Origin of the sequence: Lysinibacillus sp. IITD104 (genome assembly GCF_036698265.2) — a bacterium.
Taxonomy (GTDB): domain Bacteria; phylum Bacillota; class Bacilli; order Bacillales_A; family Planococcaceae; genus Lysinibacillus; species Lysinibacillus boronitolerans.
In genome coordinates this window covers 2715769-2738045 of record NZ_JBAHYH020000001.1, presented here as the reverse complement: position 1 = coordinate 2738045, position 22277 = coordinate 2715769, and the positions used below count along the sequence as shown (strand labels likewise).

Genomic DNA, 22277 nt, shown 5'->3' with positions numbered 1-22277 from the left:
GGAGTCACATGCAAGATGAAAATAAAGGTCAATCTTGGTATAGCTTAGGCATTATTTGGGCTGGTGCCATGATTTGTATTCCCAGTTTATTAGTAGGTAACGCACTGATTACCAACATGAGTTTATCAAAGGCACTGGCTGTTGCTTTTGTAGGCTATGCGATTGTCGTGATCATCATGATCTTGCAAGGCATGCAAAGCAGTGACCTAGGAAAGCCCACTGTCCATATAGCAGGACAGGTGTTTGGTAAAAAGGGCTCTCGTACAATATTATCCATTATCTTAGCTATTGCTTGCTTAGGATGGTTTGGCATTCAGGCCAATGTATGTGGTGTAGCCCTAGCAAATTTATTAGCAATCTATCATTTGAATATACCCATTCCAATCGCTTCATTCATTAGTGGTATGGTCATGGTTGTATCCGCACTTTATGGGATGAAGGTGTTGCGTATTTTAAGCTATATCGCCGTACCCTTGCTCGTTATCATTTGCCTGTACGGTTTAGGTCAAATATTAACTGGTGAGCAACTACAGCTTGTTCGGGATTATCAGCCACAGGGCAATATGAGCTTTATGGATGGTTTAGCTGTAACGATTGGGTCCTTTGCATTAGGGGCTGTTATAGCGGGTGATTATTCGCAATTTTCAAAAAAGCGTTCAGACGTTTTCAAAGCCGCTACATTAGGGATTATTCCTGCAGGGGTGCTAATGATTGCTGTAGGAGCTGTCTTAACGATTGCCTATCAAACAAGTGATATTACAGCAGTCTTTCTGCATATCGCAACACCCTTTATTGGTGGAGTGGGTCTAATTTTAGCAACATGGAAAACCAATTTGGTCAATGCAATTTCAGGTGGCATTGCCTTAATAAATGTATTCGATGTGGCTAAAAACAAAGAACGATTAGCAATTGGTGTGGCGGGTACAATTGGCACAATCTTAGCCGTTGTAGGGATTTTAAATTATTTTACACCGATCATGTCAATTTTATCGGCGATGATTCCGCCTGTTGCAGGGGTGATGATTGCTTCCTACTGGGTCATTCATAAAGGCAAAACAGATAGCTGGCAGGAGGTTGAAGGGGTCAATCGATTAGGTGTTTTTTCTTGGCTAGTAGGAGCTGTAATAGCCTGTATGCCAGTGGTATTCTCCTTATTCCCTGCATTGCCAGCACTACCAAACCAACCGATGATTGGCATCATTATTTCATTCGTGATTTATTATGTTGGCTATCGTGTATCTGTACAAAAAACGGTCATATTGGAGGAACATAGATGAGATATTTAGATCAAGCAGCTATTGAACATATTGCCATTGGGGCAGCATTTCTAGGAACTGGTGGGGGAGGAGATCCCTATATTGGAAAATTAATGGCACTTTCTGCCATTGAAAAAAATGGCCCTGTAAAGTTGTATTCAGTGGATGAAATTGCGGATGATGATTTTTTCATTCCAGCCGCAATGATGGGTGCGCCATCGGTTTTAGTAGAGAAATTCCCACGTGGCGATGAGTTCGTTAAGGTTTTCCAAAAGCTCGCACAATATTTGGGCAAGGACAAAATTGCAGGTACCTATCCGATGGAAGCAGGTGGAGTCAATTCAATGATTCCTATTGTAGTAGCTGCACAGCTTGGCTTACCTTTGATTGATTGTGATGGCATGGGGCGTGCATTTCCGGAATTACAAATGGTGACATTCCACTTAGATGGGATTTCGGCAACGCCAATGGCCATCACCGATGAAAAAGGGAATATTGGTATTTTTGAAACGATTGATAATAAATGGACAGAGCGTATCGCCCGAACAGCAACAGTAGAAATGGGCGCTAGTTCATTAGTGAGCCTCTACCCAACAACGGGTGCACAAATTAAACAAAGCGGTGTTCATCATATTGTGACGCTTTCTGAAAAAATCGGTGAAATTATTGCCTCGAAAGATCAAGAGGTGAACGATAAGCTACAAAGCCTTTTAAAGCTTGTGAAAGGATATGAGCTTTTCCAAGGAAAAATAGTGGATGTTATTCGTGAAACGAAGGGTGGCTTTAACCTAGGTAAAATGAATCTGGAAGGTATTGAATCTTATAAAAATGATCAAATGAAGGTTCATTTCCAAAATGAAAACTTATTAGCTGAGAAAAACGAGCAGGTTATAGCGATGACACCAGACTTAATTTGTTTGGTGGATTATGAAACCTTATTGCCTGTTACAACAGAGAGCTTAAAATATGGTAAACGTGTGCGTGTGATTGGCTTACCAGCACATGAAAAATGGCGTACAGCAAAAGGGATTGAAACAGCTGGACCCAAATACTTTGGCTATGAATATGAATATACGCCAATTGAGGAATTGGTGAAAAAGGAGGTAGCAGAGCATGTATAAAATTGGAATCGATGTAGGTGGAACAAACACAGATGCCATCCTTTTAGACCATAATAGTCAGCTTATTTACAGTGTGAAATCACCAACAAGCTTAGATATTAAAACAGGAATTGAAAAGTCTCTACAACAATTACTAGAGGGTGCAAATATTGACAAAACAAAAATTACTCATGCCATGTTAGGGACAACGCAATGCACCAATGCCATTGTGGAACGTAAAAAGCTAGCAAAGGTGGGTGTCATACGACTAGGCTATCCAGCGACGGCTTCCGTACTCCCTTATACAGCTTGGCCATCCGATATGATTGATAAATTATCAGGAAATTATGCCATCGCACATGGGGGCTATGAATACGATGGCCAGTTATTGAGTGCGCTTGATCAACAGGAAATTACAAAACTACTAGAGGAATGGCGTGATCAAGTAGAATCCATTGCGATTGTGGGTGTCTTTTCCTCTATTAAAAATGATCAAGAATTGCAGGTTCGTGAATGGATTCAAGAAGTTTATGGAGAGGAATTTCCGATTTCCTGCTCCTCATTAATAGGTTCAGTCGGGCTAATTGAACGTGAAAATGCAACGATTCTAAATGCTGCATTATGTAAGGTCATTGAGACAACAACACAGGGCTTTGTACAGGCGTTACAAGCGGAAGGCATTTTTGATGTAGAGGTGTATCTATGCCAGAATGACGGTACATTAATGTCTATCGACTACGCCAAGCAATTCCCAATTTTAACAATTGCCTGTGGACCAACAAATAGTATCCGTGGAGCATCGTATTTATCCCAAATTCAAAACACAATGGTATTGGATGTTGGGGGTACCACTTCAGATATCGGTGTATTACAGGATGGTTTCCCGCGAGAATCCTCGGTCGCAGTTGAAGTGGGAGACATTCGGACAAACTTTAGGATGCCAGATATTATTTCAGTCGGACTTGGCGGGGGAAGTATTGTTCGTGTGAACGGCAACAAAATTACAGTTGGGCCGGATAGTGTAGGCTATAAAATCAGTGAGGAGGCCCTTGTTTTCGGTGGCTCGACCTTAACGACAACAGATATCGCTGTCCGTTTAGGCTTAGCAGATGTAGGAGATTCCACATTAGTCGCACATATTGATGAAGCCTTTGCCAAAGCCGTTCAAGAAGAAATTTCTTCGTTACTAGAACAGGCGATTGATAAGATGAAAACTTCCTCAGAGGATGTGTCTCTAGTCTTAGTAGGTGGCGGGGGAATCATTGTGCCAGAAAAGATTCGAGGCGTTTCCACAATTGTAAAATCTGAATATGGTGGTGTAGCGAATGCCATTGGTGCCTCGATTGCACAAATTAGTGGTCAATATGAGCAAATTTATATTTATTCCAAAGAACCGCGTGAGGAATCCTTAAAGGATGCACAAAACAAGGCTGTGAAACAGGCTGTATTAGCAGGTGCTCTGGAGGATACGATTGAGCTAGTGGAAGTAGAAGAAACACCTCTCGCGTATCATCCAGAAAATGCGACAAGATTAAAGGTAAAAGTAGTAGGGAAAATGGTCTAAAGTTAAAGGAAGAGTCCTAGTCAAACAGGTCTCTTCCTTTTATTAATTGATCAAATGAATGGATCACGGCATCAGGCTTAATGTCAGTATTATTCGTGAGCCGATGAGGATTGAACCATATGCCCTTCATCCTTGCTTGCTGACAACCAGCAATATCTTTTGCTAAGTCATCCCCAACGAATAAAGCTTCATTTGGCTGAACTTGGAGCTGATGTAGTGCTAATTCAAATATGCGTTTGTCAGGCTTAGTTAATCCTACTTCCTCAGAAATAAGGATAACATCAAAATAGCTAGCTAAGCCTGTATGCGTAATTTTAGCCTTTTGTCGCTGAGTAGTGCCGTTTGTGATAATGCCAACCTGTACATGCTTCTTAATCGTTTGGAGAACCTTCAACGTATGTTGATCGATAGAAAAGCAATATGGAAACTGCTGATCCCAAAAATCTTGCATGTCATGGCGAGGCAATTGACAGGCTGATGGAAACGCATCAAAAAACGATGATAAAACATTGGTTTTATCGGCAATCCCATAGTCTCTTTTATCGTATTCCTTAAATTTTTCCAGCATGTCCTTTTTGAGCGTACCCTGAATAGCTCCATAGTATTTTTCCAAAATAATATGAAACAGGTGATCGACAGCATGATCTCGATTAAGTAAGGTATCATCTAAATCAAATAGTATCGCTTTCAACGAGCTTCATGTCCTTTCTTGCTCATCAAGAGGTTTTCGTTTATGTTTTTCATTAATAATTTTTTTGTTTAGGATCGTTACCTTGCCAACCATGAGCAACCTCATATCTTCCACAATATACTTAGCTAGCTCTTCGTCCGATATGTCATCTCCATCAATATCAAGGCGAAAATCCTGCCCTTGTATGCCACCACCATTGGTAAATTCAATTTCAAAATCAAAGACAACTCTTTTATCCATTCAAGTACCACCTTACGCTTAGTGTTAGAGTGCTATCCATATATTCTGTGTTTAATAGGTGAATACCTTCTTTGAGCATAAGCGTAATTGTTGAGTAAACAAAATTTCCTTTTTCTTGTATTTACCACTTGCCAACAAAAAAGTCATAGTGTAATATGTGACTAGTACACTATGACACGAGGTGTTGTGATTGAAAAGCTTTACAGGACTTTTAAAAAAAGAATGGGTACTTTATCGCTCATGGTTTCTAGTAGGGATATTTATGGGACTTATGCTATCTTGGATCGTTCCATATATCTTACATCAGTATGTCGATCTCTTTGCACATGAGCATCAACTAGCATTTGCATTTACGATGCTCGTCCTTTTTCTAGGTGGATTCTATTCTATCTTACAATTTTTAGCATCGATGCGTTTGGATATTAAAGCAAAGGAGAGCTGGCTCCATTCAACAAGCTCTATCACAAAGCTTATCGGAGCAAAATTGGTTTGCTCATTAGTAGGTTATGTCCTCTTCACTATCCTTTTCACGAGTATAGCCATTTTCAATATTAAGGATGAGCTGATCGCGAGCGCTGGACAAATTTTATTAGTTTTGGTAATAATTGTTATTATATTGGCGATTTTACAATTAATGCTATTTATCGTTCTTTTATTCTTTTTAGCTTTTTATTTGCAATTGAAGCGCATAATAGGTCGTTTTTCAATTGTGCTGACAATGATTGTGTTTTATGTAACCACAGCTGGTTGGGCGCGGGTAACGGAGAGTCAGCTGTATCGAACGATCTTCCTCCATGGAGAAGTTTCGCTTCAAAACATCGAACACTATCTACCAAAAGCGAAAGAAATGACGATGGAATGGATGCTTGGCTCGATATATGTCGTTGAGGAAATAGCCATTACGTTATTATTACTACTGCTGTTTTTAGCAGCATCGAAGTGGCTTGAAAGGGTGGTTTTACGATGACGATGGATTTTTCGCGTGACAAACCCATTTATAGCCAGCTTGTCGATCGAATTTGTGGAGACATTTTGAAGGGGAAGTTGGAGCTAGGTGATCGACTTCCCTCTGTTCGAGAATATGCAGTAGAAACAGGTGTCAATGTCAATACGGTGCAACGTGTATACAAGGAGTTAGAGGCAATGAATATAACGGAAACCAAACGAGGACAGGGTACATTTATTACGAGCAATGAGGAGCGCATTGAGTTATTGCGTGAAGAGATGAAAAATCAGCTGGCTGAAAATTTTTTAACATCGATTGAGGCATTAGGCTTTTCGAAGGAAGAGATGCTTGTGGTTTTGAAAAATAAAGCGTGAGGTGAAGGGATGTTACATCTATCAAATGTATCTTTTCAATATAAGAAAAAGCCAGTTTTACAGGATCTATCCTTCTCCTTTCCGATTGGACAAATCATTGGACTAGTTGGAGAAAATGGTAGTGGTAAATCTACGCTTATGAAAGTTTTAGCTGGTTTACTGCGACCCACTGCTGGTGAGATTACACTAGAGGGTAAGCCAGTCACACGTAGAAGTGCTGACAAAATTGCTTATTTACCAGATACAGATTTGTTTTTTGAGTACTACACGGGTGAACAGCTTTTCCAGCATTATGCTTCGCAATTTGAAGATTTTTCCTATGACAAAGCCTGTATCGTCGCACAATTTTTACAGGTAGATACGCGCACAAAGCTACGCCAATTATCAAAGGGTAATCGTGGTCGTATGAAAATGGCTGCCACCCTTGGACGAGAGGTTCCTTATTATGTCATGGACGAACCATTTGCTGGGCTAGACCCAATTGTGAGAGAGCAGTTGATTAAAGGCTTAATTCAATTTACGGACATCGAAAATCAAACGATTTTGCTATCCACACATGAATTATATGAGGTAGAGCCTATTTTAGATCAAATTATTTTATTGCAGGCAGGATCAATCATGGCCTACGAGAATGTGGAAACATTACGCGATGTGGCTAATAAGGATGCAGTTGAGTGGATGAAAGGGTTTTATCGTCCTTCAGTAAAAAATATTGACAGCTAAAGGTGAAGAAAGAATCGTCAATAAAGCAATGTTGTCGTGCCAGACTGCATAATGCTCAGGCGAAAAAGATTAGAAAGGGTGAAAAATATGACAGAACCGATTGTACAATTGCAAAATTTATCGAAAACTATTCGAGGCAAGCAATTAATTCAACAGTTAAACATTGATTTATATCCAGGCCAAATTACAGGATTCTTAGGACCGAATGGAGCGGGGAAAACAACAACAATCCGAATGATGACAGGGCTTATGCATCCAACAGAGGGCAATGTCATCATCGACGGGCTTTCACTGAAGGAGCATTACGAGGAAGCCATTAGTAAGGTTGGTGTGATTGTTGAAAATCCAGAAATGTATAAATTTATGTCAGGCTATAAAAATTTACTACATTTTGCACGTATGCATAAAAATGTAACAAAGGAACGAATTCAGGAGGTCATTCAACAGGTTGGGCTCGAAAATCGTATACATGAAAAGGTCTCTACGTATTCACTTGGTATGAGACAACGACTAGGATTAGCCCAGGCGTTATTGCACAGACCGAAATTTTTGATTTTAGATGAGCCGACGAATGGCTTAGACCCTGCTGGTATTCGTGAGTTTCGTATGTACCTGCGTAAGATTGCTTCAGAAGAGGGCGTATCCGTCTTTGTCTCAAGTCACTTGTTATCAGAAATTGAATTGATGTGTGATCGAGTGGCTGTGATTCAAAATGGGCAGCTGATTGATCTGCGCGATATTCATAATGAAAGCTCATCGTTTTATTATGTGGAGGCACAGCCAAAAGAGCAGGTGTCTGCTTATCTGGAACAGTGTGACTTTAACTTTGTAGCAGAGAATCAAGGCTATGTGGTGGAAATGAAGAAAGAGGATGTCCCAGCTATGACTACACAACTAGTCCAAGCGGGTATTCAATTATTTGCTGTACAGCCACATCAGAAAACATTAGAGGATCAATTCTTAGAAATGACTGGAGGCGGACAAATTGCTGAAGCTAATTCAAAATGAGTGGATGAAATTATGGCATAAAAAAGGAACATGGGCAATGGTGGCCATGCTGATTCTTGTCATTCTTGTTCCTGCTGGAATCACCAAATATTATGAAGTAAAATCCCCGACGGAGGGCTCCTGGCAGGACATAGAGCAGGAGGCCATTCAATCCTATAAAGAGACGCTAGCAGGTGAAGATTTAACGGAGGAAGATAAGGCATACTTTCAAGAGCAGATGGCTATTTCTGAATATCGTTTAGCGAATGATGCACCAAGTCAAAAGGATAGTAGTCTTGCAAGCTTTATGTCCTTTACAAGCGGTATGCTTACGCTTGTTACTTTATTTACAGTCATTACCGCAGCTAGTATTGTATCGAGCGAATTTTCAACAGGGACGATTAAAATGCTCTTAACGCGTCCAATGTCCCGTGCCAAAGTGTTAACATCTAAATTACTAACAACATTCCTTTTTGGTTTGTTATTGTATGTGGTCAATGTTGTGGTAAGTGCCCTTATCGGCTTAATCTTGTTCGGCATAGGAACAGGTGTGGAATTAGAAATGGTCAATGGACAGGTCGTTGAAAAGGCTGTATGGAGCGATTTAGCCTATCATTACCTATTATCTGGTGGCGATTTTGTGATGTCTACATTATTTGCCTTTTTGATTGGCTCAGTATTCCGTTCAAGTTCATTAGCAATCGGTTTAACGATGTTCCTTTCTTTTACAGGCGGCATGATAGTTATGTTTTTAAGCCGATACGACATCGTCAAATATATTTGGCTCACACATTCTGATTTAACACAGTATGAGCATGGTGGTGGCTCCATGATTGCTGATGTGACGTTGCCCTTCTCATTAACAGTACTTGCTATATACGCAGTAGTTTTCCTTGTCATTAGTTATTCAACCTTTATGAAACGTGATGTCACGGCATAAGCTAAAGAAGAACTGTGCCCTAATTTTGGATTAGGGTGCGGTTTTTTTGTTTAACATCACGAAATATTAAAAAAGTATTTATTTTTTTTTGAATTGCGCCTATAATAATAGCAACTTAGTGAAAACGCTTTTTTTTTACTGAAGTGGTCTAGACAACTATACCAAAGGGGGATAATGAATGTTTGCTTTCTTACAAAAAATCGGTAAGTCGCTCATGTTTCCAATCGCAACATTACCAGCAGCAGCATTACTATTGCGTTTAGGTTCAGCGGATATGCTTGGGGCCGTACCGAATGAAGCCATCCAGTACATTGCTAGTATTATGGCCGCTTCTGGTAATGCTATACTAGGGAATTTACCAATTATTTTTGCTATCGGTATTGCGATGGGGTTTGCACATGATAGCAGTGGTGGCGCAGCTCTAGCAGGTGCGATTGCGCATCTTGTTTTAGTCGCCGTTTTAAAGACTGTTAACGAAGAATTAAATATGGGTGTGTTTGGTGGTATTATTGCCGGTATTACGGCAGGCTTATTATATAACAAATATTATAATGTGAAATTTCCAGAATGGTTATCATTCTTCGGTGGACGGCGCTTTGTACCGATTATTACGTCCATCACCATGGCAATTTTAGGTAGTATTTTAGCGATTGTTTGGGGACCAATTCAAGGTGGCATTGATGCTTTCGGCAATTGGATGATCGGTGCAGGAGCACTTGGCGTAGGGATGTATGGCTTCTTCAACCGTCTATTAATTCCAGTGGGTCTACACCATGTAATCAATACAATTATTTGGTTTGATTTCGGTGAATTTACAAATGCTGCAGGCGAAATCGTGAAGGGAGATATCAACCGCTTCCTAGCAGGAGACACATCAGCTGGACATTTCCAAGCTGGTTTCTTCCCAATCATGATGTTTGGCTTACCAGCAGCTTGTTTAGCAATGTATTTTGCAGCGAAAAAAGAAAAGCGTCCAATCGTTGGAGGGATGTTCGTTTCCATCGCTTTAACAGCCTTTTTAACGGGTGTTACAGAGCCTATTGAATTTTCCTTTATGTTCTTATCACCAGTTCTTTATGGTATCCATGCTGTATTAACAGGTATTTCATTGGCTGTGGCCTATCTTGTTGGATTCCGTGATGGCTTTGGCTTCTCTGCAGGCTTAAGTGACTACTTACTCAACCTTGGTCTGGCAGATAAACCATGGCTCTTATTACCTTTAGGTTTAGGCTTTGGGGCGATTTACTTTGTAGTATTCTATTTCTTAATCAAAAAATTAGACTTAAAAACACCTGGACGTGAAGACGATGAGGATGAGGATGGCGAAGTAAATGCTATTGCGGATGATGTCGATTTACGTGCATATTATACAATTGAAGCATTAGGTGGAAAAGACAATATTAAGCAGGTGGATTATTGTACAACCCGCTTACGCTTGTCTGTACAGGATTCTGGGAGCGTCGATGAAAAAACATTGAAGCAAACAGGTGCAAGAGGGGTTATGCGTATCAGTAAAACCAATGTCCAAGTAATTATTGGGACATCTGTTGAGTTTTTAGCTGAAGCCATAAAAGAACGTTTGAAAAAAGGCAATCCAGCACCAGCCAATGCAGGACTTCCAGCTGCACAGCCTGTCATGGAAGAAACAGTGAAGAATGACACGATGACATTCCGTGATTTCGAAATGCCAATGACTGGCGATTTATTACCTTTAACAGAAGTGCCTGATGAGGCATTTTCAGCAGGCTTGATGGGTCCAGGTTTCGGGATTCGTCCGACAGATGGATCAGTCTATGCACCATTTGATGGTCAAGTAGTGATGGTGTTCCCAACAAAGCATGCAATCGGCTTAAAATCGGATACGGGCATTGAGGTATTAATTCATGTTGGCTTAGATACGGTCAAATTAAATGGTGAAGGCTTTGATCTGCTCGTTACAGATGGTCAAAAAATTAAGCGTGGGGATGCGTTATTAAAAGCAAACCTTGTACAGATTGAAGATCAAGTACCTTCTGTCATTACACCAGTTGTCTTCACAAGCTTAATGGGGCAAGAGATTACACTTGAAAAGACTGGCTATCAACGAGCAGGCTCAACGAATATTATTACAATGAAGAAGTAACGACTAATGGGGCTGTTAGCGAAGGTATACAGAGGCAATGAGCTATTGCACACGGATGCCTTTTCGACAGCCCTTGTTCAAGAAGGAGATGTTTTTCTTGAGTTTACTCATTCGAAATATCACAGTAGTGAATGGCAATGGACGAGATGAACAGGTAGATGTATGGATGAAGGATGGTAAAATTGCGCAAATTGCTCCTCAGCTTAATATCCACGATGTAGAACAGCTTGATGGTTCAGGGAAATTTTTATTGCCAGGATTTATTGATATGCACATTCATGGATCCGCTCAAATGGATACGATGGATGCTTCTGATGAAGGGCTTCATACGATGGCTCAATCCCTTTTAAAAGAAGGAACGACAAGTTTTTTAGCCACAACGATGACACAAAGCTATGACAACATTGAACGAGCTATTGAAAATGTGGCACAGTTCCAGCCACAGCCAGACGAAGCAGAGGTACTCGGTATTCATATCGAAGGACCTTTTGTCTCGAAGCAGCGCGCAGGGGCACAGCCTCTTGAATATATTGTCGAGCTAGATTTAGATATATGGTCAAAATGGCAGCAACTAAGTGGCCATAAAATTAAGCAAATTACGCTAGCACCTGAAGAACCAAATGGCATGGCAGCTGTGCAAAGTATTTCTGCTAGCGGTGTCATTGTTTCAATTGGTCACTCGGATGCTACCTTTGAGCAAATGCAACAAGCGGCTCAATTAGGTGCCACACAGGGAACACACTTATACAATCAAATGCGTCCATTCCACCATCGAGATCCAGGTGTAGTTGGTGGTGTCCTGCTGCTTGATGCGATTAAGGCAGAACTGATTGTTGATTTTATCCATATGCATGAAGGTGCGGTGGAAATGGCTTATCGCTTAAAGGGAGCAGACGGGCTTATTTTAATTACCGATGCGATGCGCGCAAAGGGAATGCCCTATGGAGCGTATGATTTAGGCGGTCAAACAGTTCATGTGACAGAAGCAGGCGCTCATTTGTCAAATGGTTCGTTAGCAGGCAGTATTTTAAAAATGGATCAAGCTGTACGGAATATGCATCACATAACGAATTGTCCGCTAGAGGAGCTTGTCAAAATGTCCAGCTTTAATGCTGCCGAACAATTGAAGCTAGGTAATAAGGGTCAGCTTGTACAAGGCTATGATGCGGACGCGGTAATTTTAGATGAACATTTAAAGCTCCATCAAACGATTAAGGCGGGCAAGGTCCTATATGATGCAATGCAAGCTGACAATTGTCACTAATATGCAGAAGGTATACAAACATCTAGCATGAAACGATGGAAATGAAAAGGTGATAGAACATGAATACCTATTTTCAACAAGTAAATCGATATTTAACAATGGTGGCACAGCAGGAAAGCAATCAACTTATGCATATTGCCAAGCAAATTGTTAAACGTCTCACAAAGGGAGGCATTATCCAGCTCTTTGGCTCTGGTCATTCCATGCTATTAGCACAGGAATGTTACTACCGGGCAGGTGGCTTAGTGCCTGTTAAACCGATACACATAGAATCGTTAATGCTACATCAGGGTGCACGGCAATCCTCACAAAATGAAAAAAAACAGGCTTTTTTAGCCTCCTATAAGGATCAGCTGCAATTTGATGACCAAGATGTTTGTATCATCATTTCAACCTCTGCCAATAATCCAGCCCCCATTGATATGGCTATCTATGCAAAGGAAGCGGGCGCTTTGACCATATCACTGCAGTCGCTGGAATATCAGCACCAGCCATCGCGCCATCCGTCAGGCAAGCGTTTAGAGCAAGTAGTAGATGAAGTAATGAATACGCATGTGCCATTAGGCGATGGTGTGCTAACCGTTGACCAATTGCAATATGCCCCTGTATCAACGGTGCTAGGTGCGACTTTATTAAATGCTTTGTTCGCTCAAATCATTGAGCTGATGCATGCACAGGGTGCTAGTGTACCAGTGTTTGGTAGCAGTAATTTAGGGGAAAATAATAACGATGCGCTCATTAATCAATATGGTCAGCGTATTCATTTCTAGGGTACAAAGGAGGATGCGTGGTGAAAGTAAAAAGATTTTCCGCAATGGATGATTTATATACACATGCAGTAGCGACCATCTTGGAAGCCAAAAATAATGGCGCCACAACGTTTGGATTAGCTACTGGTGGAACAATGGAACCGCTATATGCTAAAATCTGTCAAACAGATGTTGATTTTTCACATTGTATTAGCTTTAATTTGGATGAGTATGTTGGTCTTGAGGCAACTCATAAACAAAGCTATGCCTATTATATGAATAAACATTTATTTAACCAAAAGCCATTTCTAGCATCGTATTTACCAGATGGATTAGCAGTAGATCCTCTAGTGGAAACAGCTCGCTATGAAGGATTATTGCAACAATATCCCTTAGATTTCCAGCTGCTAGGTATCGGTCAAAATGGTCATATCGGCTTCAATGAGCCTGGTACGCCATTTGCTTCTTTAACACATCTCGTGACACTTGAAGAATCTACTCGTCAAGCTAACGCGCGTTTCTTTTCTTCCATCGACGAAGTGCCAACACAGGCATACACGATGGGTATTCAATCGATTATGCGTGCAAAATGCATTTTGTTACTTGCAGTGGGAGAAGCTAAGCGTGAGGTGTTAGAGCGCTTGCTGTCTTCTGATTATACAGAAGATGTACCAGCAACTGCTTTATCCAAACATCCAAATGTGATTGTTTTAACAGACTTACAAGAAGAGGAGAATAAATTATGAAAACACAACAATTTACAGTAGTCGATCCTTTAGGTATTCATGCAAGACCTGCGAGCCAGCTTGTGGCAAAAGCAACACCGTTTGCTTCATCTATTGAAATACGTACAGAAGAAAAAGCAGCTAATTTGAAATCCATCTTAGGTGTGATGGGCTTAGCCTTAAAGCAAGGTTCCCAATTTACACTTGTAGTAGAGGGGGAAGACGAAGAGCAAGCATTAGTAGCATTAACGACACTCATCACAGAAATGGGGCTTGCACAATGATACAACTCACTGGTATTGCCGCTTCAGACGGCATTGCCATTGCGAAAGCATATCGTTTCGTCCAACCAGATTTAACATTCGCTAAAACTACTGTTCATGATATCGAGGCAGAGCAGCAGCGTTTAGCAGCCGCTCTTGCCAAAGCAGAGCAAGAGCTGGTTGTCATTCGACAGCAAACATTAGAAAAATTTAGTGCAGAAGAAGCCGCGATTTTTGAGGCACATTTATTAGTGGTTCATGATCCCGAATTAATTGGGCCCATCAATCAAAAAATTGCAGACGAAGCGGTAAATGCGGAGTATGCCTTGCATGAAGTATCCTCTATGTTTGTGGCATTATTTGAAGGTATGGATGACGAATACATGAGTGCCCGTGCATCAGATATTAAAGATGTGACAAATCGCATATTAGCACATTTACTCGGTGTACATATTCCAAATCCAAGCAATATCAACGAACAGGTAATTATCGTAGCGAATGATTTGACACCTTCAGAGACAGCCCAATTAGATCGCAACTATGTTCTCGGTTTTATTACCGATATTGGTGGGCGGACATCCCATTCGGCCATTATGGCTCGTAGCTTAGAAATTCCAGCTGTAGTAGGGGTAGGGGCTGCTACGACAACAATTCAGGATGGCGATACTATAATTGTTGACGGTTTGACGGGTCTAGTCCTAGTAAATCCAAGTGCCGATGTGATTGCAGACTACCAGGAAAAGGCTCAAAAGTATCGTGCACAGCAGGCGGAATGGTCTACTTTAGTCAATGAGCAAACCGTATCTAAAGATGGCGTGCATGTTGAGCTAGCGGCTAATATTGGATCGCCAAATGATTTGGATGGTGTAGTGCGTCATGGGGCAGAGGGAATTGGCTTGTATCGAACAGAGTTTTTATATATGGGCCGAGAAAATTTGCCATCTGAGGAAGAACAGTTTACAGCGTATAAAACAGTCTTGGAAGGAATGCAGGGCAAGCCAGTTGTTATTCGAACACTCGATATCGGTGGCGACAAGCACCTGCCATATTTACCTTTGCAAGAAGAAATGAATCCATTCCTTGGTCACCGTGCCATTCGTCTATGTCTAGACCAGCAGGAGCTATTCCGCACACAACTGCGTGCACTACTGCGAGCATCTGTCTATGGGAACTTAAAAATTATGTTCCCCATGATAGCGACCATTCAAGAATTCTGTGAGGCGAAAGCCATTTTGCTTCAGGAAAAGGAAAAGCTGATAGCTGGCGGTATTGCAGTAGGCTCATCCATAGAGGTTGGGATGATGGTTGAAATTCCCTCGACAGCCGTAATGGCAGATATTTTTGCAAAAGAAGTGGATTTCTTCTCCATTGGCACAAATGATTTAATTCAATATACAATGGCGGCAGATCGGATGAATGAAAAAGTTTCCTATTTGTATCAACCATATAACCCAGCCATTTTACGCTTAATTCAAATGGTCATTAAAGCTGCCCATCAGGAACAGAAATGGGTAGGAATGTGTGGAGAAATGGCTGGCGATGAGCTTGCTGTTCCACTATTGCTAGGCTTAGGCTTAGATGAGTTCTCCATGAGTGCTACGTCTATTTTAAAAACGAGGGCCTTGCTAAAGCAATTATCTGTCCCAGAGATGCAGGCTTTAGCAACAGAGGCATTACAGTTAGCGACAGCTGAAGAAGTGCTGGAAAAAGTGAAGCAAGCTGTGAAATAGGATAGAACAAAAACCCATCTACCAACAAGTAGATGGGTTTTTTATTATTGGCTGAAAGAGTCAATGAATAGCGGTATTTCTAATAAATCCTCCACGATGGCATCCGCTTCAACACGTTGCCATTGTTTATCCTTTTTCCAAATGCCTTTCATGCCAACATGTTGAGCACCTTTGACATCATTCACCGGATGGTCGCCGATAAAAACACATTCATGAGGAAGTACATTCAGCTTTTCGATTGCATTTAAAAACAGTTGAGGATGGGGTTTTTTCATTCCTGCCCATTCAGAAACTAAAATGACATCAAAATAATGTTCAATTGCTAATGCCTTTATTGTGTCCATCTGAAATTGCCCATAGCCATTCGTAATGATGCCTAAAGCCAACTGATCCCTTTTCAATTGTTCTAGCATAGGGATAAGGTTAGGAAAAGGGACACAGCTATGTTTAAATTCGTTGAGATAATCTTGAAGAAGTTCTTCCCACGTAATATGAACAAAATGAAATTCTTCTACTAATTGCTGGTAGACGCAATCCTTCCAAACGTAGCCTCGCTTATCTAGTTGGATAAAGCGAGTTCTATACTGTTCTTTTGAAATACTACCGAATACCGACTTTAATCGCTCATATTGCTGCTCAATGAAGAGTTCGATAGATGCATCTCTATTTAATAATGTTCCGTCTAAATCAAATAATGCTGCTTTCATCACATCTTTTTCACCTTCCGATTTGATCATAAAAAAAGTAGCTGAAGTTAGGCTTCAACTACTTTTTTAGTTCATTAGGCATGTTTTGAAATGATTTGCTGAAGCTTTGCTTGCAGTGTCGGTAGATCATGCATCGTAACCGTTGTGCGAACATAGCTTTCATCCATATCTAATGCTTCAGCAAAAAAGCTACCAATGCCTTTTACTTTGCGATCAATTTGCATTAAAATCTCTGCAGAATGGTTGGATTGAGAAAGGAAAACTAATTCAAGCTCATCTAAATGGCCTCTATATTGTCCAGTTGGTACAAATTCAAATTCCTGAACAAATGGATAGTAGCCACGGAAGCGTGAAGGAGCTTGTTCACATTCTGCTTCACGTAAACGGAAACCTAATCCACGAATCGCATCTAATATATGTCCTGCTAGTGCTGTTGGCTCCACACGAATATAATCCTTATCACTCGGATCGACCGCATTTTTAATATCAAGGCCCGTTTGAATCCATACCTGTGTTTTACCTGCACTAATCGGTGTTTCAAATGGTAATGTTAATGAAATAGGGAAGATTTTTTCCTCGCCCGCACCCAGTGTGAAAGGCTCTGTTACTTTCACCTTCTGCAGTGCGGCAACCTCCGTATGTTTGTGATCATTCGACTCACGGATATACGTCGTATTGACGGATAGGTAAATCGTGTCGACCTGTTGCTCCACTTGACCGCCTCGCACAACGATTTCCCCCTGCATGACCTCTCCAGCACGATAACTATCCTTCTCTAATCTTGTATCCACTGTCGCTGAACCTATACCAATACTTGCTAATGCTTTATGAAAAAAAGACATCTTTCATTCCTCCTACTGACATCGTTAGCTATACATACGCTTATGTTAAAAAAAGGTTTCAAGACTTACAAATTTTTCGCTATACTAGTTGAAAACGAAAGAGGGATGGCGATGGAAACAGAGTGGCTACGCACATTTATAGTGGCAGCACAAACCGAAAACTTTCGAGAAACAGCTGAAAAACGATTTATTACACAATCAACCGTTACAAAGCATATCCAGCATTTAGAAAAGGCATTGCAAACCCCCTTATTTGATCGACAGAGCAAACATGTGACGTTAAATCGGCAGGGGGCTTATTTTAGTCAGCAGGCACAAAAAATCCTGTCCGCTTTAGATGAAGGGCTACATCAAATGGATTCCTTCGTAAAAGGCTACACCGCTAAGCTTACGCTTGGCGTTGCTCCACAAATTGCGAACTCAACATTACCTGCCATCCTCACAGCATTCCAGTGCCAAAAGCCAACTACTCAAGTAGTGATAGAACTTTTAAAATCCAATGAAATCGGGGAAGCAGTGTTTACTGGAGTAATTGATATTGGCTTATCCAAATTAACCTCAACACGTGAGCTTCACACGGTGATGCTCGCACAGGAACCATTGCATTTAATTGCTCCTATTGCTAAAAAGGAATTGGATGCTTTCACCCTTTTACAGCAGGAAACGCTTCTTACACATGAGTATGCGCCCTATTGGGAGGACGTACAACAGGTGCTACAGCAGTTTGCAAGCCATCAAACAATGCATATTAATCAAACAGAGGTGATTAAGCATTTCGTCAAACATGGTCTTGGTATTGCCTTGTTGCCTAAGAGTGTGATAGAAGCTGATTGTCAGCAACAACTTCTACATAGCTATTCGTTAAAAGAATTTTCCCATATTGTATCGGATACTTATTTGCTTACAAAGTATGTCTCGGCAGAATATGATGATTTTTTAGAAGCGTGTAATAGCGTGTATGGGTGAAGCAGCTTTCTGCACGGTTTATTCATAATGTACCTTTATACTATTTTAGTATAAAGGATAGATAGAGGGTGTTGATATGTATAGTATGTTGTCCACCATTAGTCAGTTTATTAGTGAGCCGATTACGCAATTTGTACAGGGCTATGAGCATTCTGCTTTGATGATGGCCATTCTTCTTGGCTTGATAGGCGCCTTTGCTCCATGTCAGTTAACAGGTAATATGAGTGCCATTACATTTTACGGCAATCGAACACTACAAAAGAGCAGTAATTGGCAAGAAATTATGTTTTTTATTGGGGGGAAAGTGGTTGTTTTTAGTGTGCTGGGGTTTTGTGCTTGGCTTTTTGGACAATCATTTGAAACAAAGATGACCGTTTATTTTCCAATCTTTCGTCAGGCTATTGGACCGATGATGCTGGTAACAGGGCTGGTGCTAATCGGTTTATTCAAATTAACCTTTTTACAACGCTTAACATCGTTGCTACCACCTGTAGTAAAAGAGGGGAAATTAGGCTCGTTCTTAATGGGCGCTAGTTTTTCGATTGCCTTTTGTCCCACTATGTTTGTCTTGTTCTTTGTGTGGCTAATGCCCCTTGTGGCAAGCACCTCCTATGGGTTGCTTCTACCGAGTATTTTTGGCATAGCGACCGCTGTACCGCTCATTATGATGCTTCTGTTGATCTATGTCTTTGATGCCAAGCGCCTTATCCTACGAAAAAGTATGAAGATGGGAAGGGCTATTCAAATGACGGCAGGTATCCTATTAATTTTAATCGGTATAACGGACACTATTACCTATTGGGGCATGTAAGACATGTATAATAGTGTTAAAACGAGAAAGAGAGATACAGTATGACAGCTATATTATTATTTATCCTTGCAGGAATTGGCGAAATAGGCGGGGGCTATTTAATTTGGCTTTGGTTACGAGAGGGCAAACCTTTTTATTGGGGCATTATTGGCGGTATTGCACTTGCTTTGTACGGCGTTGTTGCAACATTCCAGTCCTTCCCTACCTTTGGCAGAGTTTATGCAGCCTATGGTGGGGTATTCATCGTGTTGTCTATTTTATGGGGGTGGGGCATTGATGGCAAAAAGCCCGATCATTTAGACTTTATTGGCGCAGGGATATGCTTAATAGGCGTCATTGTGATATTGCTGCCTCGCTCTTAGCAATGAAAAAAGGTTACTACAACAGAATAGTAACCTTTTGTAATCTATTTTTTACGAGCAATAAAGCGCAGACGATAATAATCAATGACCCATTCATTCTGTTGGAAACAAGTTGGCTTTAATAATTCCTCACATGTCGCATAAACCTGCTCTTTCTCATCAGCCTTTAAGTGCTGAAGAAGATTTTCACTAAACATGACCAACCAGTTGCGAAGCCCATCCTTCCCTTGAAGTGGTGTAGGGCGTTTATAGAGTGTGATATTCTCGACCTGAAAGCCTGCATTCTCTAATTTTGATTGATATTCCTCGATGCTTGGAAAATACCAAGGGAAATAGTGGTCGATATAGGGAAATTGTAAAGATTCCATACTTTTTTGCAGGGCCCAAACGATAGATGCAATATTGCCTTGTCCACCCATTTCAGCAACAAAGCGTCCACCGTTCTTCAGTGCACCATAGACATTTTCAATAACTACATCAGGCTCCTTCATCCAATGAAGTGCGGCATTGGAGAAAACGGCATCAAAGTGCTGAGAAAAGTGCATCGCTGTAGCTTCCATCGTTTGAAAGGTAATGGCAGGATATTTTTGCTGAGCAGCTAAAATCATCGTAGCCGACGCATCTACTCCGAGCACAGAAGCTCCAAGTGCTGATATGTCATTAGCCAAATCTCCTGTACCACAACCCACATCTAAAATATGTTCATTTTTTTGCGGCGCTAGTAGATCGACCAAGCTTGTACCCAATTTTGAAACGAAATCATGCTTTTCATCATATAAATGAGCATTCCATTTTGTTTTTGTTGTCATCGTATTTCATCTCCTTTAGTAGAGCATAGCAAAGGAGGCCATCCATCAGAAATGCGAAAAATCATGAATTTTGATTCCAAATTGGAATGATAGATTTCTTCACAACAGAGCTTTACAGGCAAATGATTTGCAAAAATTTCGCAACCCTAAAAATTTTGAGTAAAATAAAAAAAGTAGCTGATGTTTTTTCAGCTACCTTTTGCTATGGTTAAAGCTTCGTTAATGTTTTGCCACTCCAGCCAAACAAGATCGTTAGAATCGGACCAAGTAAACAGAAGAAGGTGAATGGTAGGTAATCCAGTGTGGAAATACCGAGGACACTTGTGATAAAAATACCACAAACACTCCAAGGCACAAGAGGATTGACGACCGTACCTGCATCCTCCATGACGCGTGAAAGGTTTTTTGGTGCAAGACCAACCTTTGCAAATTGTGCCTTAAAGGCCTCACCTGTTAACAGAATGGATAAATATTGCTCACCGATCAATGTATTGACACCAATGCCCGTAATGGCAGCACCTGTAATAACAGAGCCAGCACTTTTAAATAAGCTTTCAACCTTCGCTAAAATGCTTTGAATAATGCCTAGTGTGAATAAAAGACCACCCATTGTTAAGGCAAGTAAGACAAGCGCGATTGTAAATAGCATACTATTCATCCCACCACGAGTGAGCAAGGCGTCTACTTCTTTATTACCAGTTTGAGAGACATAGCCATCAAATAGAATCTTGAAGACATCTGCAGGGGGAAGTGGGTCTAGTAGAGCGCCAAGCCCTACGCCAATAATGGACACAACAGCTAAGGTAATGACTGCAGGTGCCTTGTAAAAAGTCATGATAACGAGAACAACAATTGGCAATAATGTATACCAATGAATAAGTCCTGTAGACAGTAAACCCTCTTTAAATTGCTCGACTGTCTCAAAGGATGTAGCAGCTCCTGTTGGCGAGATAATAGCATAGAGCACAAAGGAGATAAGAAAAGCAGGGATGGTTGTCCAGCCCATATTTTTAATATGCTCAAAAAGGTCTACACCAACTGTACCAGAGGCAAGATTGGTTGTATCGGATAATGGTGACATTTTATCACCAAAGAAGGCGCCAGAAACAATCGCTCCAGCTGTAATCGTTAGCGAAATATCCATGGCACCGGCAATCCCCATAAATGCCACACCAACCGTCGCGACAGTTGTTAACGAGCTTCCAATTGAAATACCAACGATACTACAAATTAAAAACACGATGGCAAAGAAAAAGTTTGGCGAAACAGTTAAAAAGCCATAATAGATAAGGGTTGGGATCGTTCCACCCATAATCCAGCTCGAAATTAAAATACCAATAAAGAAGAAAATAAAAACGGCGCCAAGTCCAGCGCTAGCACCAGCAATCATACCACCTTCAAGATCGCGAAAGGGTACTTTTTTCAGTAATCCATACGCGAGTAAAATGGCAATTACAAGAAAAATCGGGATATGCGGTGTAGCCTTTAAATAGCCAATACTATAAGCCATTGTGGCAATAATTAAAATAGTGATAAAGCCTGCCTCAAGAAATCGAGGGTTACTCTTTGCTTCTATTCGAAACATGTGAATCCTCCTAATAAATACTTCTGCGCTTCAATGCGGTGAAGCCCAAAAGTATTATAGCACGCTAATATTTTTTGTCAATTGACTGAAAATTGGCGGTCTCAATGAAAGAAATCATCCCAGGCATTTTTTCAAAATCAATAAACAGGTCATGACAAAGCCCATCGAAAAACCATATAGAAAATGAACTTCTCTTAAAACTAAAACATGATTAATGCCGCTAAATTTGAGGTGAAATTAATAGCTTTCGCATTACCAGTAGCTTGAAGAAAATCATCGCCTATCATTAATAGAATAAAAAATGAACCCGTACCTGGTCCAAAAAAAGCCTATAGCCACAAATGCACCTATATAGGCTAAATTTTGGCTGTACTAGGTACACGCTCTTGATATTGCTGTCCCCAATCTTTTTTAAACATTGTATAAGCAGCTACAAGGACGAGCATAACAAGCTTAAGTGGTTTTAAATAGCAGGGGATACAAGATGGATGGTAAAGGCACCGAGAAAAGACCCCACAAAG

At 40.8% G+C, this 22277-nt stretch carries 23 protein-coding genes; 17 read left to right on the top strand and 6 right to left on the bottom strand.

All coding sequences use genetic code 11. The features are described from left to right. The first annotated feature begins 8 nt into the window (after positions 1-8). From V1L66_RS14100 to V1L66_RS14090, 3 genes are read left to right on the top strand one after another with little or no spacing between them, the layout of a single operon-like run. On the top strand, positions 9-1277 hold the full coding sequence (locus tag V1L66_RS14100; RefSeq protein WP_333004432.1) for a cytosine permease: 1269 nt from the start codon (positions 9-11) through the stop codon (positions 1275-1277). Beyond that, positions 1274-2377, top strand: a complete 1104-nt coding sequence (locus V1L66_RS14095) for a DUF917 domain-containing protein (protein WP_333004434.1) — start codon at positions 1274-1276, stop codon at positions 2375-2377. The genes V1L66_RS14100 and V1L66_RS14095 overlap by 4 nt, the downstream gene beginning before the upstream one ends. Then, entirely contained in the window at positions 2370-3920 is a 1551-nt protein-coding gene (locus V1L66_RS14090) for a hydantoinase/oxoprolinase family protein (protein ID WP_333004436.1), read from the top strand. The genes V1L66_RS14095 and V1L66_RS14090 overlap by 8 nt, the downstream gene beginning before the upstream one ends. A 16-nt stretch (positions 3921-3936) precedes the next feature. Here V1L66_RS14090 and V1L66_RS14085 read toward each other — a convergent pair whose 3' ends face one another. Together V1L66_RS14085 and V1L66_RS14080 are read right to left on the bottom strand one after the other, a co-directional pair. Next, positions 3937-4611 carry an HAD family hydrolase gene (locus tag V1L66_RS14085; protein WP_036081390.1) on the bottom strand — a complete coding sequence of 225 codons (675 nt, stop codon included), beginning with the start codon at positions 4609-4611 and terminating at the stop codon, positions 3937-3939. A gap of 6 nt (positions 4612-4617) precedes the next feature. Continuing rightward, positions 4618-4851: a hypothetical protein gene (locus tag V1L66_RS14080; RefSeq protein WP_016994653.1), complete on the bottom strand. Its 234-nt coding sequence runs from the start codon at positions 4849-4851 to the stop codon at positions 4618-4620. Between the two features lie 190 nt (positions 4852-5041). Here V1L66_RS14080 and V1L66_RS14075 point away from each other — a divergent pair, with 190 nt between their 5' ends. From V1L66_RS14075 to ptsP, 11 genes are all read left to right on the top strand, one after another. After that, positions 5042-5818, top strand: coding sequence for a hypothetical protein (locus V1L66_RS14075; RefSeq protein WP_115673969.1), 777 nt, complete (start codon positions 5042-5044; stop codon positions 5816-5818). After that, positions 5815-6171, top strand: a complete 357-nt coding sequence (locus tag V1L66_RS14070) for a GntR family transcriptional regulator (RefSeq protein ID WP_048390347.1) — start codon at positions 5815-5817, stop codon at positions 6169-6171. Before V1L66_RS14075 ends, V1L66_RS14070 begins: the two co-directional genes overlap by 4 nt. Before the next feature lie 9 nt (positions 6172-6180). Further along, on the top strand, positions 6181-6894 hold the full coding sequence (locus V1L66_RS14065) for an ABC transporter ATP-binding protein (protein WP_333004444.1): 714 nt from the start codon (positions 6181-6183) through the stop codon (positions 6892-6894). A gap of 87 nt (positions 6895-6981) precedes the next feature. Continuing rightward, positions 6982-7902 carry an ABC transporter ATP-binding protein gene (locus tag V1L66_RS14060; RefSeq protein WP_009370928.1) on the top strand — a complete coding sequence of 307 codons (921 nt, stop codon included), beginning with the start codon at positions 6982-6984 and terminating at the stop codon, positions 7900-7902. Further along, positions 7880-8821 carry an ABC transporter permease gene (locus tag V1L66_RS14055; RefSeq protein ID WP_333004448.1) on the top strand — a complete coding sequence of 314 codons (942 nt, stop codon included), beginning with the start codon at positions 7880-7882 and terminating at the stop codon, positions 8819-8821. The genes V1L66_RS14060 and V1L66_RS14055 overlap by 23 nt, the downstream gene beginning before the upstream one ends. Before the next feature lie 178 nt (positions 8822-8999). Then, the gene (nagE, locus tag V1L66_RS14050; RefSeq protein ID WP_333004450.1) at positions 9000-10943 is read left to right on the top strand and encodes an N-acetylglucosamine-specific PTS transporter subunit IIBC; all 1944 of its coding nucleotides are present in this window, start codon (positions 9000-9002) and stop codon (positions 10941-10943) included. 97 nt (positions 10944-11040) lie between these two features. Beyond that, positions 11041-12207, top strand: a complete 1167-nt coding sequence (nagA, locus tag V1L66_RS14045) for an N-acetylglucosamine-6-phosphate deacetylase (RefSeq protein WP_333004453.1) — start codon at positions 11041-11043, stop codon at positions 12205-12207. Positions 12208-12266: 59 nt separating this feature from the next. Then, on the top strand, positions 12267-12977 hold the full coding sequence (locus V1L66_RS14040; RefSeq protein WP_036081376.1) for a sugar isomerase domain-containing protein: 711 nt from the start codon (positions 12267-12269) through the stop codon (positions 12975-12977). A 20-nt stretch (positions 12978-12997) separates the two neighbouring features. Beyond that, positions 12998-13702 carry a glucosamine-6-phosphate deaminase gene (locus V1L66_RS14035; protein WP_081977536.1) on the top strand — a complete coding sequence of 235 codons (705 nt, stop codon included), beginning with the start codon at positions 12998-13000 and terminating at the stop codon, positions 13700-13702. Next, on the top strand, positions 13699-13965 hold the full coding sequence (locus tag V1L66_RS14030) for an HPr family phosphocarrier protein (protein ID WP_333004455.1): 267 nt from the start codon (positions 13699-13701) through the stop codon (positions 13963-13965). Before V1L66_RS14035 ends, V1L66_RS14030 begins: the two co-directional genes overlap by 4 nt. After that, positions 13962-15674, top strand: coding sequence for a phosphoenolpyruvate--protein phosphotransferase (gene ptsP, locus V1L66_RS14025; protein ID WP_036081373.1), 1713 nt, complete (start codon positions 13962-13964; stop codon positions 15672-15674). Before V1L66_RS14030 ends, ptsP begins: the two co-directional genes overlap by 4 nt. A gap of 44 nt (positions 15675-15718) precedes the next feature. Here the strand turns inward: ptsP and V1L66_RS14020 are convergent, their stop codons facing one another. Then, entirely contained in the window at positions 15719-16384 is a 666-nt protein-coding gene (locus V1L66_RS14020; protein ID WP_036081370.1) for an HAD family hydrolase, read from the bottom strand. A gap of 71 nt (positions 16385-16455) precedes the next feature. Continuing rightward, positions 16456-17223 carry a sporulation protein gene (locus tag V1L66_RS14015; protein WP_312124851.1) on the bottom strand — a complete coding sequence of 256 codons (768 nt, stop codon included), beginning with the start codon at positions 17221-17223 and terminating at the stop codon, positions 16456-16458. Positions 17224-17334: 111 nt separating this feature from the next. Here V1L66_RS14015 and V1L66_RS14010 point away from each other — a divergent pair, with 111 nt between their 5' ends. The 3 genes from V1L66_RS14010 (at position 17335) to V1L66_RS14000 (ending at position 19362) form a co-directional block, all read left to right on the top strand. Continuing rightward, positions 17335-18189 carry a LysR family transcriptional regulator gene (locus V1L66_RS14010; protein ID WP_333004460.1) on the top strand — a complete coding sequence of 285 codons (855 nt, stop codon included), beginning with the start codon at positions 17335-17337 and terminating at the stop codon, positions 18187-18189. A gap of 76 nt (positions 18190-18265) precedes the next feature. Next, positions 18266-19000, top strand: a complete 735-nt coding sequence (locus tag V1L66_RS14005) for a sulfite exporter TauE/SafE family protein (protein WP_016994637.1) — start codon at positions 18266-18268, stop codon at positions 18998-19000. 41 nt (positions 19001-19041) lie between these two features. After that, the gene (locus tag V1L66_RS14000; protein WP_258859306.1) at positions 19042-19362 is read left to right on the top strand and encodes a YnfA family protein; all 321 of its coding nucleotides are present in this window, start codon (positions 19042-19044) and stop codon (positions 19360-19362) included. Positions 19363-19406: 44 nt separating this feature from the next. Here the strand turns inward: V1L66_RS14000 and V1L66_RS13995 are convergent, their stop codons facing one another. Both V1L66_RS13995 and nhaC read right to left on the bottom strand, forming a co-directional pair. Beyond that, a complete protein-coding gene (locus V1L66_RS13995; RefSeq protein ID WP_016994634.1) occupies positions 19407-20171 on the bottom strand; it encodes a trans-aconitate 2-methyltransferase in 765 nt (254 codons plus the stop codon). Between the two features lie 208 nt (positions 20172-20379). Next, positions 20380-21756, bottom strand: coding sequence for a Na+/H+ antiporter NhaC (gene nhaC, locus V1L66_RS13990; RefSeq protein WP_312124861.1), 1377 nt, complete (start codon positions 21754-21756; stop codon positions 20380-20382). Between the last annotated feature and the right edge of the window lie 521 nt (positions 21757-22277).